Genomic DNA, 14,841 nt, shown 5'->3' with positions numbered 1-14,841 from the left:
CTACAGCAAACTCTTTTTCACGACCTCGAAGTTGCGGTAATTTCTCACCTCGCCCTCCGCCGTATCAACAGCCTCCACGCGGGCCCTGTCGGGACCCTCGTTACACCAGTCCAAAAACATTTCCAGCAGTGAGGGCTCAGCCTCGGCCTCGATATAAACACCACCGCCAGGTTCGTTTTTTACAAAGCCCCTGATACCCAGCTGGTCGGCAACGGCTTTAGTGGTGACCCGGTAAGACACACCCTGCACTTTCCCCTTAACGGTAATATTTAAATGCTTTATCATAGCTGTAGTATAAAATACAATAATACGGCTTATGCAGCAAAAAAGGCAGATTTTATACTAATCGTTTCACCTTGGTTTCGGGCGTTATCTTTAATCCGTCGAGCCCGGTGATAAGGTTAAGCCCCGGCGTTTTGCCTGGCTCCAGCGTACCCAGGTCATCGTCCATTTTCAGGAAGCGTGCACCATTGATGGTGGCCCACTCCAACAATTTACCAATGCCAAGAGATGGAAAATGCTGCTGTATGGTTTGCATTTCGCTTAGTATACTTAATGAACTATTTGAGGCCAAGCTATCGGTACCGAGGGTGATATTAAAGCCTTCATCAACAAACAGATCAACCTTAGGCAATTTGCCTTCAATATACAGATTGGCGTTGGGGCAAAAGCACCAGTTTATCTTACGGTCAAAACGTTTAACAAAGTAGATATCTTTCAGGTTGGTACAGGTGTTGTGCACCAGCAAAACTTCCTGCCGGTTGCTTAGCAACGGCACCATTGACTGGATGGAGTTACGTGCCTGCGGCTTAAAATAGCTGATATCCATACCAAAGTGCTCATACAGGTCAAGAAAGTTACCCAGCTTATAACGGTAAAACTTATTCTCTTCGTCCGATTCCTGGTTATGAATGCTCAGCAGGTTATCATGGTCATCACAATAATTTTTAATGAGCCTGAACAATTCTTTAGATACCGAATAAGGAGCATGCGGCGTAATGGAGGCAGAAAGCGGCTTAAACTGCTGTAACAATTGCAGCGCGTTTTCAAATGCCTGGCTGGCACGTTCAGGCAAAAAGCTGAACACTTCAATAAAAGTATGGTATTTAAGCTTGCTTGTAGCTTTAATGGGAATGGTTGCCGCACTGTTGGAGATATCGCCAACGGCTACAATACCGTTAGTGTACATTTCTTCATCGGCACGGGCAGCGGCTTCGGCAACCAACTGCGTATCTGCATTTCTGAACTGCTGTACCTCTTTTATAAAATTTACCAGGCCGGTACTGCGGCTGGTTTGGTTGTGCAAATGTGAAAGCTCAACATGGCAGTGGGTGTTTACAAAGCCGGGACACAAAACGCCGCTCAGCTGTTCAACTTGTATACCGGGCTGCGCATGATTTTCAACAGAGACTATTTTGCCATACTCATCAACAGTGACAATTCCATTCTTTATCGGATCGGCATTTACAGGAAAAACATAATCGGCTCTAAAACTTTTCATTTAAATGAAATTTATCATCAACTCCGCCCAAACTTCAGGCATATAGTCTCTATATTCGGTATTGATACAATTAACTTATAGTTGTTGTTTTTTAATTTTACAATTCAAAAACCAAGCAATAAATTATAAAAAAACAAAAATAACTACCTTTGTACTGTGAACAGCAGTAAAGGTAAAACAGACATCCGCAGCCTGAGCTTAGAAGCTCTGCAACAACACTTTATCAGCATGGAAGAAAAAGGCTTCCGTGCTAAGCAGGTGTATGAGTGGCTTTGGAAAAAATCATGTGTATCGTTCGATGACATGAGTAATATTTCAAAAGAACTCCGCAAAAAGCTGGAAGAAAACTTTACCATCAACAACGTCCGGATAAACAACTCCCAGTTTAGCGCGGATAAAACTATAAAAAATTCTTTTATTTTACATGATAATCACCTGATTGAGGGTGTTTTAATACCTACCACTGAACGTATGACGGCCTGCGTATCATCACAGGTGGGTTGTAGTTTAACGTGTAAATTTTGCGCTACCGGCTATATGGAGCGTAAACGTAACCTCAATCCCGACGAGATTTATGACCAGGTGGTGCTGTTAGACCAACAGGCTAAACAAAACTACGGCATCCCGCTAACCAACATCGTATACATGGGTATGGGCGAACCCCTGCTGAACTATGCGAACGTATTAAAGTCGATTGAACGTATTACGTCTGAAGACGGCCTGAACATGGCGGCCAAACGTATCACGGTATCTACCGCCGGTATTGCCAAAATGATTAAAAAGCTGGGCGACGACCAGGTGAAGTTTAACCTGGCCCTGTCACTGCATGCGGCCAACGACGAAAAACGGAATACCATAATGCCTATCAATGAGCAAAACTCATTAAAAGCATTGGCCGAGGCATTGAAGTATTATTACAACAAAACCAAGAACCCGGTTACCTACGAATACATTGTATTTGATGGCGTGAACGACAATATACAGGATGCGATGGAACTGGCCAGGTTCTGCAAGCACCTCCCTTGTAAGGTTAACATTATTGAATACAACCCGATATCGTTTGCCAGCTTTTTAAATGCCGGCGAGGATAAAATTGAGGCATTTGCTGCCTACCTGCGCAAACAAGGCATTATTACCAATGTACGCCGCAGCCGGGGTAAAGATATTGACGCAGCCTGTGGCCAGCTGGCCGTAAAAGACAAGGCCGTTGCAGCTACGGTTTAAGTGATAACATTAAAAAGAAAGCCGCCCTAACTTGAGCGGCTTTCTTTTTTAAGATATATGCAGCAAATCGGTTACCTTTTCGGCCGTCAGGCCAAACCCATCGGCAATAATCTGCGCTTGCTTGTAGTAGCTTTCACGCTCGGCCAGTTTATCAGCAATAAAGTTCACCAATTCATCGCCCTGCTTATCGCGCAATAGAGGCCGCTCGTCTTTACCTTTTTCCAGCCGACTTGCCAGCGCCTTGGCCGACAATTGGATATAAATCGTTTTGCCATTGGCGTTCATCCACGCCATATTATCAAAGTAACAGGGCAAGCCGCCCCCTGTTGATATGATAGCGTTTTCAGGATAGGCTGTCTGCTTCAATATTTCAGACTCAGCTACACGGAAAGCCGTTTCGCCAAAGCTCGAAAAATATTCGGCCACACTCATGCCCGCCTGTTCTTCCAGCAACTGGTCCAAATCGAAAAAAGAATAATTAAGCCGGGCAGCCAATTTGCGGCCCAAAGTAGTTTTACCGCAGCCCATGAAGCCGATCAAAAAGATGCGCGCCATTTTATCAGTAGAGGATTTTTAAATTTTTATTGCTTTTGCAGGTATTGCTTTACCAGCTCATCGTACTCGGGCATGGTATGGTAATGCCATTTATTGATTACCGTGCCGCCTTTAAGCAGCAATACACCGGGATTTGCCCTTACCATGGTTTTGAGCGGTACGCCGTCGGCATAAAAGATTTCGGGTACCAGTTTATACGCTTTAGCAAAAGCAGCGGCCTGCACAGGCGATGCCGATGTAAGCAACACGGTACGGATGTTGTAATTCTGTGTGAGGTTTACGGCCAGTGCGTTTAAACGCCCCAATGCAGCCTCATTGGTATGCTCCAGGTCGTAAGCTACAATTACCAGGTTATAGAAGGGATTTGCCAGCAGCTCTTGTGTATAATCGTTCCCTTGGCCATCATGAATTACCAGATCCTGAATTTTGGGCGTAAAGCCTTTTTTCACCAAACGCCTTTCAGGATCGCCTTGTATTTGCCAGTTGTTATCTTTCCAGATACCGCTTTTTAAATACGCTTTATCACTTATAGTTTTGGTAGCGCCAGTTGCTTTATTTTTTAAAGCATAGGTTAGTTCATACTCATCGGGTTGAGCGCCCGGGGGCGTCTTCATCTCGTCGGGCAGGTTAGCGCCAATACGATACGGTAAAAAATCAATTACCGGTAAAAAGTTATACGTATACAACCCTACACCTAAAGCAATAGCCGTAGCTGCTATTAGCCAGCGCATCTCTGCTTTGGCACTCACCAGCGGACGCATGTTTTTACGGTTAAAGAATGGAACCAGCACCAACACCAGCAGCACCATATCCTTACCGAACGATTGCCATGGCGTTAACGGAATAGCATCGCCAAAGCAACCACAGGTTTGCACCACCTTAAAAAAAGCAGAGTAGAAGGTTAAAAAACCAAAAAATATAATGAGCAGCAGCAAGCCCCATGCCACGCTATTGATGCGCAAGCCTAATATTAAGGCAAAGCCCAATATCATTTCCAGCGCGCATAGTACAATAGCCATGGTAAGCGCCAGTCCGTTTAAAAACGTAAGGTGAAAAACCTCAAAATACTCCTGCAGCTTGTAAGAAAAACCCAAAGGGTCGTTAGCCTTAATCAGGCCCGAAAATATAAACAGCAGGCCTACAGCTATCCGGCAAAACCATACGAGTGCCCCCCGCCCCCCTAAAGGGGAAGTGCTATTAGGATATGATGATTTATTTTGAGAGTAAGTCATATTTTCAATAATTGCTCCCGCCTTTATAGGGTTGAGGAGCTTAATTTTATCAATGCAAATACAGCATAGTTCAGCATATCCTGGTAGTTGGCCTTTACCCCTTCGGATGCCAGTGTTTGCCCTTCGTTATCTTCAATCTGCTTTACGCGTAAAAGCTTCATCAAAATAAGGTCAGTTAATGAGCTTATACGCATATCGCGCCACGCCTCGCCGTAATCATGGTTTTTGGCCAGCATCAGGTTTTTAGTTTCCGTGGCGTATTTGTCGTACAGTTCGTTTACCTCATCTACCGATAACTCCAGCGGAGTTTCGGGGCCGCATTCCAGCTGCATCATAGCAATAAGGCAGTAGTTAATGATACCTACATACTCGCCGCTGATGTCATCGCCTACCATAGATACTTTTTTTTCTTCCAGCGTACGGATGCGCTGGGCTTTGATAAAAATCTGATCAGTGATGGACGATGGCCGTAAAATGCGCCAGGCAGTACCGTAATCGCGCGTTTTTTTAATGAACAGGCTTTTACAGGTATTAATTACAGCTTCATATTCGGTTATAGTATGGTTCAAAACGGTAGTATTTAAAATTTACGATATTTGCCCGCAGCGGCTTCAACAAACAGCTGCCCGGAAATGGCTAAAGATACGTTTTTTCAGAAAAAGGCAACCATCAATGCACGCGGTACACTGATTGACCTGAACACGCCACGTGTAATGGGCATCATCAATTTAACGCCCGACTCGTTCTTTTCGGACAGCCGCAAGCCTGTTGTTGAAGATGCCGTAGCCCAGGCTGGCCGTATGCTGGCTGATGGCGCTACGTTTCTGGATTTGGGGGCTTATTCATCGCGCCCTGGTGCCGAAGATATTTCTGTTCAGGAAGAGATTGACCGCTTGCTAACTGCGGTAGAGGCTATTGTTGCCACTTACCCTGAAGCTGTTTTATCAATTGATACCTTCCGTTCACCAGTTGCCGAAGCGGCTATTAAAGCCGGCGCTCATATCATTAATGATATTGCCGGCGGACAACTGGACGAAGCCATGTTTGATACCGTTGCCCGCCTGCAGGTGCCTTACATACTCATGCACATGAAAGGCACCCCGCAAACCATGACCAAACTGGCACAGTATGAAGATGTGTTTGGCGAGGTGTTCGATTACTTTGTACAGCGTTACGAGCAGCTACGCCAAATGGGCGTGCATGATGTGATACTCGACCCAGGCTTCGGCTTTGCCAAAACAGCCGAACACAGTTACACACTGATGAGCCGCCTGCAGGATTTTGATATGCTGCAATTGCCCATACTGGCAGGTATATCGCGTAAGCGGATGATATATGGCTTACTGGGTGGCACCGCTCAGGATGCGCTGAACGGCACCAGTGTTTTAAATACCATTGCCTTAACCAAAGGCGCTAACATTCTGCGTGTGCATGATGTAAAGGAGGCTGTGGAGGCGGTAAAAATTTGGCACCAGATCACAAACATTGGTAACCACACGGGAAACCGGATACCATAAAGCACCTTTAACACAGGCTTTATTTCCCAGCGCTGTTTTCCCGTTTCCTGACAAACAGCTTTTTAAAAATGAATCGCCAATCGCCTGAATCGTTTTGGGGTTCGTTAGTTGTAACTAACTTCCACCCTAACGCGCCCATATAGTTCAATGCATCGGGCAAGGTGGGAAACTCCTTTTTCTCCTTTACCTGATCGGAGGAGATGATTAAGCTGTTTTTACCATAAATTATTTTTGCACTAACTGATTGGCCGAAAATGCTTCTGCTTATAGCCATTTCGCAATACTGCTCCACACTGTCCTGCTGTGCAAAGCTTACAGAATACATACCGAATAATATGCACAATGCAAACAATATCTTCTTCATTTGATAATTGGTTTACACCAAATTAGAAAAAGATTCTTATAAGTTTTGTAACAACACCGATGATAACGGATTAACTTTAAGAAAACACTTTATTAACATTAGTGTAACTATTACATAATATAGATATATAATTATCTGTTTATGGAATGGATTGATGTACTATTTGGCGAGGGAAAAGATTTGAATGTGCTGCAAATGTGCAGCCGGGCGTTGATGGTATTCTTTATTGCATTGCTATTGATCAGGCTTTCGGGCAGGCGTACCTTTGGTAAGCGATCTGCCTTTGATAATACCCTGGCTATTATTTTAGGCGCTGTTTTAAGTCGTGCGGTGGCCGGAGCATCGCCATTTATACCAACCGTTTGCTGCAGCTTACTATTGGTTTTATTACATCGGTTACTGGCCTGGTTAAGTGTTAAAAATGAATGGATAAACAGGCTTTTGAAAGGCGATACCATCCCGCTTTATAAAGACGGTGAAATAAAGCAGGATAATCTATCGCGCAGCCTGGTAAGCCGGCAAGACATTATGAGCGATTTACGATTAAAAGCCAACACCAATTCGCTAACCGATGTAGATGAGATTAATATGGAAACCAGCGGTGAGGTAAGCGTAATCAAGAAAAATAAGTAACCTCTATGATAAAAGGCCCGGACTTGATCCGGGCCTTGTTGCTTTGTGTATAATAAAGGAGCTGACGGCTATTCCATCATTTCCAGAATACTATCTACATATTCGCGGTTGTTGGCTAAACGCGGCACTTTATTTTGTCCGCCAAACTTGCCCCGGTTTTTCATCCAGCTTATAAAAGTACCCGATGGTGCATCATGCACCGACGGGCGGCACAAGGCCATATCTTTAAACCGCTTGGCATCATAATCGGAATTTACTTTGCGCAAGGTTTCATCAAGCAAATCTACAAAGCGGTCAAACTCGGCCGGTTTTTTCTCAAACTCAATAATCCATTCATGCCCGCCCGATTTACTGTCCGAGAAATAAATTGGCGCAGCTGTATAATCGCGAATAATAGCTCCCGTTTGTCGGCAAGCCTCATCCAACGCCCGCTCGGCATTATCAATGATTACCTCTTCGCCAAAGGCATTTATAAAATGCTTGGTACGGCCGGTAATTTGAATACGATAAGGATTAAGCGAGGTAAAGCGTATGGTATCGCCTATCATATACCGCCACAATCCGGCATTGGTACTGATGATAAGTGCATAATTTTTATTCAACTCCACCTCGTCCAACGAGAGTGTATGCGGATGCTCATCGTGCAGGTTTTCGAGCGGCAAAAATTCGTAAAAGATACCATAATCAAGCATCAACAACATCTCGCCGGGCTCTTCCAAATCCTGTATACCAAAAAAGCCTTCGGATGCATTATAGGTTTCCAAGTAATACATGCTTTCGCTTGGTATCAGTTTTTTGAACTGCTCGCGGTATGGGGTAAAGTTAACAGCGCCGTGAAAGTACAGTTCCAAATTTGGCCATACCTCCAACAGGTTGTCCTTGCCGGTAATTTCAAGTATGCGCTTAAATAATAATATGTTCCAGGTTGGCACACCGCTAAGCGCCGTTACATTCACATCCTTGGTGGCATGCGCCATTTTCTCAATCTTTTCCTCAAAGTTTTCGAGCAGGGCTATGTCCAGGTCAGGCGTACGGTAAAATTCGGCCCACATGGGCAGATTTTTCATAATAACGGCCGAGAGGTCACCAAAAGATATATCGGCATTCAGCTGACCAATCTGATGGCTACCGCCCAGCGTCAGGCTTTTGCCGGTAAACAGCTGGGTATCGGGCCGGTTGTTGCAGTAAAGCGTCAGCATATCCTTGCCACCCTTAAAGTGGCATTCTTCTAAAGCTTCGGGGCTTACCGGTATAAACTTGCTCCTGTCGCTGGTGGTACCCGATGATTTGGCGAACCAACGCACCTCGGAGGGCCATAGTACGTTCTGCTCACCTTCGAGCATCCGCTCAATATAAGGCTTCAGCGTATCGTAAGTTTGCAGCGGCACGCGCTCCTGATAGTCCCTGAATGTTTTGATGCTATTATAATGATACTGTTTACCCCACTCTGTGTCCTCGGCATCGGTAATCAGGCGGTTAAGCCACTCCTGCTGCACTTCATTGGGGTATTTCATAAAAAGCTCAATCTGGTGAATGCGCTTTTTCATGAACCAGGTAAAAACAGAGTTAATAATCGTCATAGGTAGATGGCGAAATTAAACAAAGGTTTTGCGTTTCAACACAAAGTTGGCCCCTAAATATACTTTACGCACCATCTCATTTTCGGCCAATACCTCCGGCACACCCGATTCCAATATCTTACCTTCAAACAGCAGGTAAGCGCGATCGGTGATAGATAGCGTTTCCTGCACATTGTGGTCGGTAATAAGAATACCGATATTACGGTGCCTAAGCTTGGCCACCATGCTTTGAATTTCTTCAACCGCAATAGGATCAACCCCGGCAAAAGGCTCATCCAGCAAAATAAAATTAGGCTGGGCAGCCAGCGCACGGGCAATCTCGGTACGGCGGCGCTCACCACCCGAAAGCAGGTCGCCCCGGTTTTTGCGCACTTTGTGCAAACTAAACTCGTCTATCAGCTCTTCCAGTTTATCCTTTTGCTCGCCTTTACTCATCTGCCCCATTTCGAGCACAGCCTTGATATTATCTTCAACCGATAGTTTACGAAACACCGATGCCTCCTGCGCCAGGTAACCAATGCCTTTTTGCGCACGGCGGTACATCGGGTCGTTGGTTATATCATCGTCATCCAAATAAATCTTGCCTTCGTTGGGCTTAATAAGCCCCACAATCATATAAAACGATGTGGTTTTCCCGGCACCGTTAGGCCCCAGCAACCCCACAATTTCGCCCTGCGACACGTTGAACGATACATCGTTCACCACAGTACGCTGTTTATATTTCTTTATCAGATGGTCGGCACGTAGATTCATATTTTAGTTGTGGGTTGTGAACGGGTTGTGAGTTATAGGTTGTAAGTATTTTTCAAACAACACACAACTTACAACTCCCGGTTAACAACGAATTCCTTTTATATTTAATTGTATAGAACGCTTATCGCGCCAAATGTTTTCTTCAATGCTGTAGCAGATATCAAAAGGCTGACCCTGACGTATGTCGTCCAGGCACCCGCCCTGGTTAAAGGCAATGCAATCAAACAATGGCGAATCTTCCTGATACACGGTCATTTTGATGTGATTGCTACCTACTAAATTTACACCACCGTAAGCGCGCACCTGCTTGCTTACAAACACGGGCGACATGTTTTCGGGTCCGAAAGGCGCAAACTGGTTAAGTACCCTGAAAAACTTTGGTGTAACCTGTTTAAGATTAAGCTGGGCATCAATCAGTATTTCTTGTATGAGTTGATCGTCGGTAATAGTAGCACTTACAACCTCCTCAAAACGCTCTACGAAAGCGCCTACCTGTTCGGGCTGAAGGGTTAGGCCGGCGGCATATTTGTGGCCGCCAAACTGTATGAGCAAATCGCTGCAACCACACAGTGCCTCGTACAAATCAAACCCAATTACTGAGCGGGCCGAGCCAGCCACATGCCCGTTTGACCGGGTTAGTACGATGGTAGGCCGGTAATACTTTTCGGTAAGGCGCGATGCTACGATACCGATAACGCCCTTATGCCAGTTCTCATTAAACACCACGGTTGATTTGCGGCTGCCTGCCGTTGCGTCGGCCTCGATCATACTCAGTGCCTCATCGGTTATGGCTAAATCATGGCCCTTGCGTTCGGTATTCTTAACGGTAATCAGCGCTCCTTTTTCGTTGGCAATAGCTTCATCGGGAGCTATCAGCAGTTCTACTGCATGCTTGGCATCATCAATACGCCCGGCCGCGTTGATACGAGGGCCCAGTAAAAATACAATATCGGATATGCTGTAATTACTGGTTTTGCCCGAAAGTTCCATCAACACCTTAATGCCGGTACTCGGGTTGTTATTTAACCGCTCCAGGCCAAAGTAAGCCAGCACACGGTTTTCGCCGGTTATATGCACAATATCACAGGCAATGCTGGTTACCACCAGATCCAGATATTGTGTTACCTCCTCAAAGGGTATGTCATTCTTTTCGGCGTAGGCCTGTATCAGTTTAAAACCGATGCCACAGCCGGATAATTCTTTATAGGGATAGCTGCAATCCCTGCGCTTAGGATCCAATACGGCTACAGCATCAGGCAAATCATCACCAGGCATGTGGTGATCGCAGATAATAAAATCCACACCCCGCTCATTGGCATAAGCAATTTTATCGGTGGCTTTAATACCACAATCCAAAGCAATTATTAAACTAAAGCCATGCTCTGCAGCATAATCAATACCTTGCAGGGATATACCGTAGCCTTCTTTGTAACGGTCAGGGATGTAATACTCCAGCGCAGAATGGTACTTTTTAAAAAAGCTGTATACTAAAGATACCGCTGTGGTACCGTCCACGTCATAATCGCCAAAAATCAGGATCTTTTCACCGGCTGCAATAGCCGCTTCAATGCGTGCAATAGCTTTTTCCATGTCCGTCATTAAAAACGGATCGTGCAGGTGGCGCAGGTCGGGCCTGAAAAAGTACCTGGCTTCATCAAAGGTTTTTATACCCCGTTGCAGCAACATCGTACTTAATACTGTATCAATATTCAGCTGGGCAGCCAGTTGCCTTACCGCATCATTATCCGGACTTTGCTTGAGTGCCCAACGTTTTTGCATATTTTTGTATTCTGAAACAGTAAATATATAATACAGGTTTATTAAACCAACAAAGTTACATTTCTAAACATACGCATACATCATATTATTATGGAAATTTTTGCATTAGGTGAAGGCTCATACTCGGTTGACTCTTCTAAAAAGTTTGTTCCTTTTAATCCGGTTACCGATAATGCAAAAGACCGCCCGGGCTCGCTCTTTATTCACGTTAACCCGTTTTTAGTTAAAACCGAGCGCGATTTAATGGTGCTGGATGCTGGCCTGGGCATGAAAGATGAGCAGGGCGAACTGCAACTGCATCAGCATATTCGTGATGCCGGCTTCGCACCAGGCGAGGTTACGCTGGTACTGATGTCGCACCTGCACAATGACCATGCAAGCGGACTAGTAGTTGAACGTAACGGTAAACTGGAGCCCAGCTTTCCGCAGGCAGTACATGTTATACAAAAAGGCGAATGGGATTATGCCATGTCGGGGCAATCCACATCCTATCATCAGTTTATATGTGAAACGCTGCAAAAATCAGCTAAAATAGAATTTGTAGAAGGATCGGGCGAAGTGAGGCCTGGCATACGTTATGAATTATCTGGCGGCCACACCCAGTATCACCAGGTGTTCTGGATGGAAGAGGGCGGCGATAAATGCTTTTTTGGCGGGGATGAATTACCCGAGCCGGAACAATTGCTACGCAGGTTTGCCGCCAAATATGACTATGACGGCCGCAAAGCCATGGAACTGCGTGACGAATATGGCAAAAAAGCAGCTGACGAAGGCTGGATTTGCTTATTTTATCATGCTAAAACAGTTGCCGTTGGCAGGGTAAGCCACCAACAGGATACGTTTAATATTACGAACTTGTAGCTTCGCTGTCAACAGCAAAAAGCTGTTTTATGCGGTCAATATTTAATGGTTTGGAAATAAAATCTTTTACCAGGGAGTAAGATTTAGCTTTATTGATATCGTTACTGAAAACGGATGAGGAGATAATGTAAATTTTGGATTTGCCAAGCGGATCGATACCCAGGCGTTTGTATTCGTCCAAAAATTCCCAGCCGTTCATGATAGGCATATTGATGTCGAGCAGGATATAGTCGGGCAAATTTTCAGGGTTTTCCCGCTGTATCTCAATTAGTTGGTTTATTGCATAGCTACCATCCAAACAGGCATTAATTTCTGTGTGTGCCAGCGCTTTCTTAATCAGTTTAATTGAGATAAAGTTGTTTATTTCGTCATCATCTACGAGTAAAATACTCAAAGGCTTGGCTGGGTTCGTCATCATACTCTACTTATACGGAACTTAAATTCAAATGTTTTACTCCAAATAGTTCTAAAACAAAAATCCTGGCTGCGTTCAACACAACCAGGATCTCTGTATACGCTTGGTAAATATGAAAAGTTAGCGGGTAGCTACCAAATTTATATTCAATAAAAAGTCGTCATCGATAGCTTTATCGCCAATGCTCTCGAAAAAGCTTTTTGAACCGTATTTAATATCATATTTAGTACGGTTTACTTTTACCTCATTAGCAGTAACAGTTATAGTATTACCTGCTTGTACATATTTAGCAGGGAAAGAAATAGCTTCAGTTTTGCCTTTAATGGTTAAGTTACCGGTTACATTCACATTGTTGCCACCTGCAGGTGCAATTTTAGTAGCTACGAAAGTTGCAGTTGGATATTTAGACACGCCAAAGAAATCATCAGATTTTAAGTGACCTAACAATTTACCTTTGCTTTCAGCATCTGGCAAATCGGTATTTTCCATACTGTTCATGTCAATAACAAATGTACCGCCGGTTGGCACTTTACCGTTAGCAGTAATTGTACCTGATGATAATTTGATGGTACCACTATGTGAGCCTAATACTTTTTTACCGGTCCACTCAATTTTGCTTTTTTGAGTATCAACTTTGTAAGCTACCGGAGCGATAGGTTTGAAGGCAACTAAGGCAACCGCCATAACTGCTGTGAAAAGGGCTGTGATCTTTTTCATTTTCTGTTTCTGATTTATGGATGCAAATATACTTATTAAAATTACATGTTTAAACATATATATTTTCTTTGCTTTATTCTGACAATTTTAAATGTTAATAGTTTAATAACTGATCTGATACTATGAAAAGAATCGTTTTTATTCCTCTATTTATTTTGTTTGTACTACCTGCTGTAGCACAAATAAAAACACCTGCCCAACTATATCCAGACTTGTTTGACACCGTACAGATGCAACAAGTTTACACTGATGGCAAAACTTTTCCGGATGCAACACCTAAAAGGAAGCCGGAGATAATTTTGCAGGACTATCAAAGTCAGAAAGATGTAGCCGGGTTTAACCTCAAAGATTTTGTAAGATACAATTTTACAGCACCTGCCGAAAGCGGCACGCCTTACCGCAGTGATATTAAAGCCGGCATCAGACAACATATTGATACCTTATGGACGGTACTGCAGCACGTAGCCGACACGGCCAAAGGCACTTCGCTGTTACCTTTACCCAACCGCTATATTGTACCCGGTGGCCGCTTTCGCGAAATTTATTACTGGGACTCCTACTTTACTATGCTGGGGCTGAACGAAGCAAAACGGTACACTACCATTGAAAACATGGTAAAAAACTTTGCGTACCTGATTGACACGTACGGGCACATACCTAATGGGAACCGCAGCTACTATCTGAGTCGCTCTCAGCCACCTTACTTTGCCTTAATGGTTGAATTGCTGGCTTCACATCAGGGCAACAAAGCCTTAATCAAATACCGGCCGCAGCTTATAAAAGAATATCAGTTTTGGATGCAGGGCAGTAATACATTGAAAAGCAACCAGGCTTATGCCCATGCAGTACGGCTACCGAATGGCAGTTTGCTGAACCGCTATTGGGATAGCAGTACGCAGCCCCGCGAAGAATCGTACCGGGAGGACGTGCTGGCTGCCAAAACCAGCCAACAAAAGTCTGCTGATTTTTACCGCAACATACGGGCAGCGGCCGAATCAGGCTGGGATTTTAGCAGCCGGTGGATGGCCGATGGCAAAACGCTGCAAACCATACAAACCACCAGCTTTGTACCGGTTGATTTAAATTGCTTGTTGTACAAACTGGAAAACATCATTGCCCGCTCCTACCAGGCAAGCGGTAATACAAAGGCAGCTACCGAATATACCGGCAAGGCAGCCAAACGTAAAAACGCCATATTGAAATATTGTTGGAGCGCCCAGGCAAATGCTTTTGTTGATTACAACTGGCAGCAACAGAAACAGGCTACACAGCCTACTATAGCTACCGCTTATCCGTTATTTTTAAATATAGCTACCAGCCAGCAAGCCACTAAAGTTGCTGCGATAATTAAAAACAAATTTGCGATGGCAGGCGGCGTAGCCACCACCCTAAGTAAAACCGGCCAGCAATGGGACCGCCCCAACGGTTGGGCACCTTTGCAATACGTTACTATTATGGGATTGCGTAACTACAAACAAACTGCACTTGCACAAACCATAGCCCAACGCTGGATAAAACTTAACATCAGCGAATTTAACCGCAGCGGCAAACTTTTGGAAAAGTATGACACCGAAAACCAGAATGCCAAAGCAGGCGGCGGTGAATATCCTTTGCAGGACGGCTTCGGGTGGACGAATGGGGTGTTATTGAAACTAATGAATTTGTACGGGATGAAATGAGAGTATTTATTTGCAGCGACTTCCTGTAAAA

16 protein-coding genes are annotated in these 14,841 nt (G+C 44.5%); 5 read left to right on the top strand and 11 right to left on the bottom strand.

Annotated features, from left to right (window positions below; all coding sequences use genetic code 11):
* Both KHS38_RS16735 and KHS38_RS16730 read right to left on the bottom strand, forming a co-directional pair.
* Nucleotides 1–282 (bottom strand): acylphosphatase, encoded by a 282-nt coding sequence (locus KHS38_RS16735; RefSeq protein WP_213489864.1) that lies wholly within the window; start codon nucleotides 280–282, stop codon nucleotides 1–3.
* Between the two features lie 55 nt (nucleotides 283–337).
* Nucleotides 338–1,501, bottom strand: a complete 1,164-nt coding sequence (locus KHS38_RS16730; RefSeq protein ID WP_213489684.1) for an amidohydrolase family protein — start codon at nucleotides 1,499–1,501, stop codon at nucleotides 338–340.
* A 156-nt stretch (nucleotides 1,502–1,657) separates the two neighbouring features.
* On the opposite strand from KHS38_RS16730, the gene rlmN reads away from it, so the two are divergent.
* Nucleotides 1,658–2,725 (top strand): dual-specificity RNA methyltransferase RlmN, encoded by a 1,068-nt coding sequence (gene rlmN / locus KHS38_RS16725; protein ID WP_213489683.1) that lies wholly within the window; start codon nucleotides 1,658–1,660, stop codon nucleotides 2,723–2,725.
* 48 nt (nucleotides 2,726–2,773) lie between these two features.
* Here rlmN and KHS38_RS16720 read toward each other — a convergent pair whose 3' ends face one another.
* The 3 genes from KHS38_RS16720 to KHS38_RS16710 are packed head-to-tail and all read right to left on the bottom strand — an operon-like array spanning nucleotide 2,774 to nucleotide 5,081.
* The gene (locus KHS38_RS16720; RefSeq protein WP_213489682.1) at nucleotides 2,774–3,280 is read right to left on the bottom strand and encodes a shikimate kinase; all 507 of its coding nucleotides are present in this window, start codon (nucleotides 3,278–3,280) and stop codon (nucleotides 2,774–2,776) included.
* 26 nt (nucleotides 3,281–3,306) lie between these two features.
* The gene (locus KHS38_RS16715) at nucleotides 3,307–4,512 is read right to left on the bottom strand and encodes a BT_3928 family protein (RefSeq protein WP_213489681.1); all 1,206 of its coding nucleotides are present in this window, start codon (nucleotides 4,510–4,512) and stop codon (nucleotides 3,307–3,309) included.
* A 23-nt stretch (nucleotides 4,513–4,535) separates the two neighbouring features.
* Nucleotides 4,536–5,081, bottom strand: coding sequence for a DUF1599 domain-containing protein (locus KHS38_RS16710; RefSeq protein WP_213489680.1), 546 nt, complete (start codon nucleotides 5,079–5,081; stop codon nucleotides 4,536–4,538).
* A gap of 63 nt (nucleotides 5,082–5,144) precedes the next feature.
* Between KHS38_RS16710 and folP the strand changes: the two genes are divergently transcribed.
* The gene (gene folP / locus KHS38_RS16705; RefSeq protein WP_213489679.1) at nucleotides 5,145–6,029 is read left to right on the top strand and encodes a dihydropteroate synthase; all 885 of its coding nucleotides are present in this window, start codon (nucleotides 5,145–5,147) and stop codon (nucleotides 6,027–6,029) included.
* Nucleotides 6,030–6,048: 19 nt separating this feature from the next.
* Here folP and KHS38_RS16700 read toward each other — a convergent pair whose 3' ends face one another.
* Nucleotides 6,049–6,393, bottom strand: coding sequence for a hypothetical protein (locus KHS38_RS16700; RefSeq protein WP_213489678.1), 345 nt, complete (start codon nucleotides 6,391–6,393; stop codon nucleotides 6,049–6,051).
* A gap of 141 nt (nucleotides 6,394–6,534) precedes the next feature.
* On the opposite strand from KHS38_RS16700, the gene KHS38_RS16695 reads away from it, so the two are divergent.
* Complete coding sequence (locus KHS38_RS16695) at nucleotides 6,535–7,026, top strand: DUF421 domain-containing protein (protein ID WP_213489677.1); 492 nt, start codon at nucleotides 6,535–6,537, stop codon at nucleotides 7,024–7,026.
* Nucleotides 7,027–7,094: 68 nt separating this feature from the next.
* Here the strand turns inward: KHS38_RS16695 and KHS38_RS16690 are convergent, their stop codons facing one another.
* The 3 genes from KHS38_RS16690 to recJ all read right to left on the bottom strand — a co-directional run bounded on the left by KHS38_RS16690 (nucleotide 7,095) and on the right by recJ (nucleotide 11,138).
* On the bottom strand, nucleotides 7,095–8,606 hold the full coding sequence (locus KHS38_RS16690) for a GH3 auxin-responsive promoter family protein (protein ID WP_213489676.1): 1,512 nt from the start codon (nucleotides 8,604–8,606) through the stop codon (nucleotides 7,095–7,097).
* Nucleotides 8,607–8,621: 15 nt separating this feature from the next.
* Complete coding sequence (gene lptB, locus KHS38_RS16685; RefSeq protein ID WP_213489675.1) at nucleotides 8,622–9,359, bottom strand: LPS export ABC transporter ATP-binding protein; 738 nt, start codon at nucleotides 9,357–9,359, stop codon at nucleotides 8,622–8,624.
* 81 nt (nucleotides 9,360–9,440) lie between these two features.
* Nucleotides 9,441–11,138 (bottom strand): single-stranded-DNA-specific exonuclease RecJ, encoded by a 1,698-nt coding sequence (gene recJ / locus KHS38_RS16680; protein ID WP_213489674.1) that lies wholly within the window; start codon nucleotides 11,136–11,138, stop codon nucleotides 9,441–9,443.
* A gap of 90 nt (nucleotides 11,139–11,228) precedes the next feature.
* On the opposite strand from recJ, the gene KHS38_RS16675 reads away from it, so the two are divergent.
* Nucleotides 11,229–11,999, top strand: coding sequence for an MBL fold metallo-hydrolase (locus KHS38_RS16675; RefSeq protein WP_213489673.1), 771 nt, complete (start codon nucleotides 11,229–11,231; stop codon nucleotides 11,997–11,999).
* Here KHS38_RS16675 and KHS38_RS16670 read toward each other — a convergent pair.
* Entirely contained in the window at nucleotides 11,986–12,417 is a 432-nt protein-coding gene (locus KHS38_RS16670; protein WP_249665437.1) for a response regulator, read from the bottom strand. The two genes, KHS38_RS16675 and KHS38_RS16670, sit on opposite strands and share 14 nt — an antisense overlap.
* 117 nt (nucleotides 12,418–12,534) lie before the next feature.
* Nucleotides 12,535–13,131 carry a YceI family protein gene (locus KHS38_RS16665; protein WP_213489672.1) on the bottom strand — a complete coding sequence of 199 codons (597 nt, stop codon included), beginning with the start codon at nucleotides 13,129–13,131 and terminating at the stop codon, nucleotides 12,535–12,537.
* Between the two features lie 122 nt (nucleotides 13,132–13,253).
* On the opposite strand from KHS38_RS16665, the gene treF reads away from it, so the two are divergent.
* Nucleotides 13,254–14,810 (top strand): alpha,alpha-trehalase TreF, encoded by a 1,557-nt coding sequence (gene treF / locus KHS38_RS16660; protein WP_213489671.1) that lies wholly within the window; start codon nucleotides 13,254–13,256, stop codon nucleotides 14,808–14,810.
* Nucleotides 14,811–14,841 lie beyond the last annotated feature (31 nt).

The sequence above is a fragment of the Mucilaginibacter sp. Bleaf8 genome (assembly GCF_018390515.1).
Lineage (GTDB): Bacteria > Bacteroidota > Bacteroidia > Sphingobacteriales > Sphingobacteriaceae > Mucilaginibacter.
Note: the sequence above shows the minus strand (reverse complement) of the source record. Positions and strands in the feature narration are given on the sequence as shown.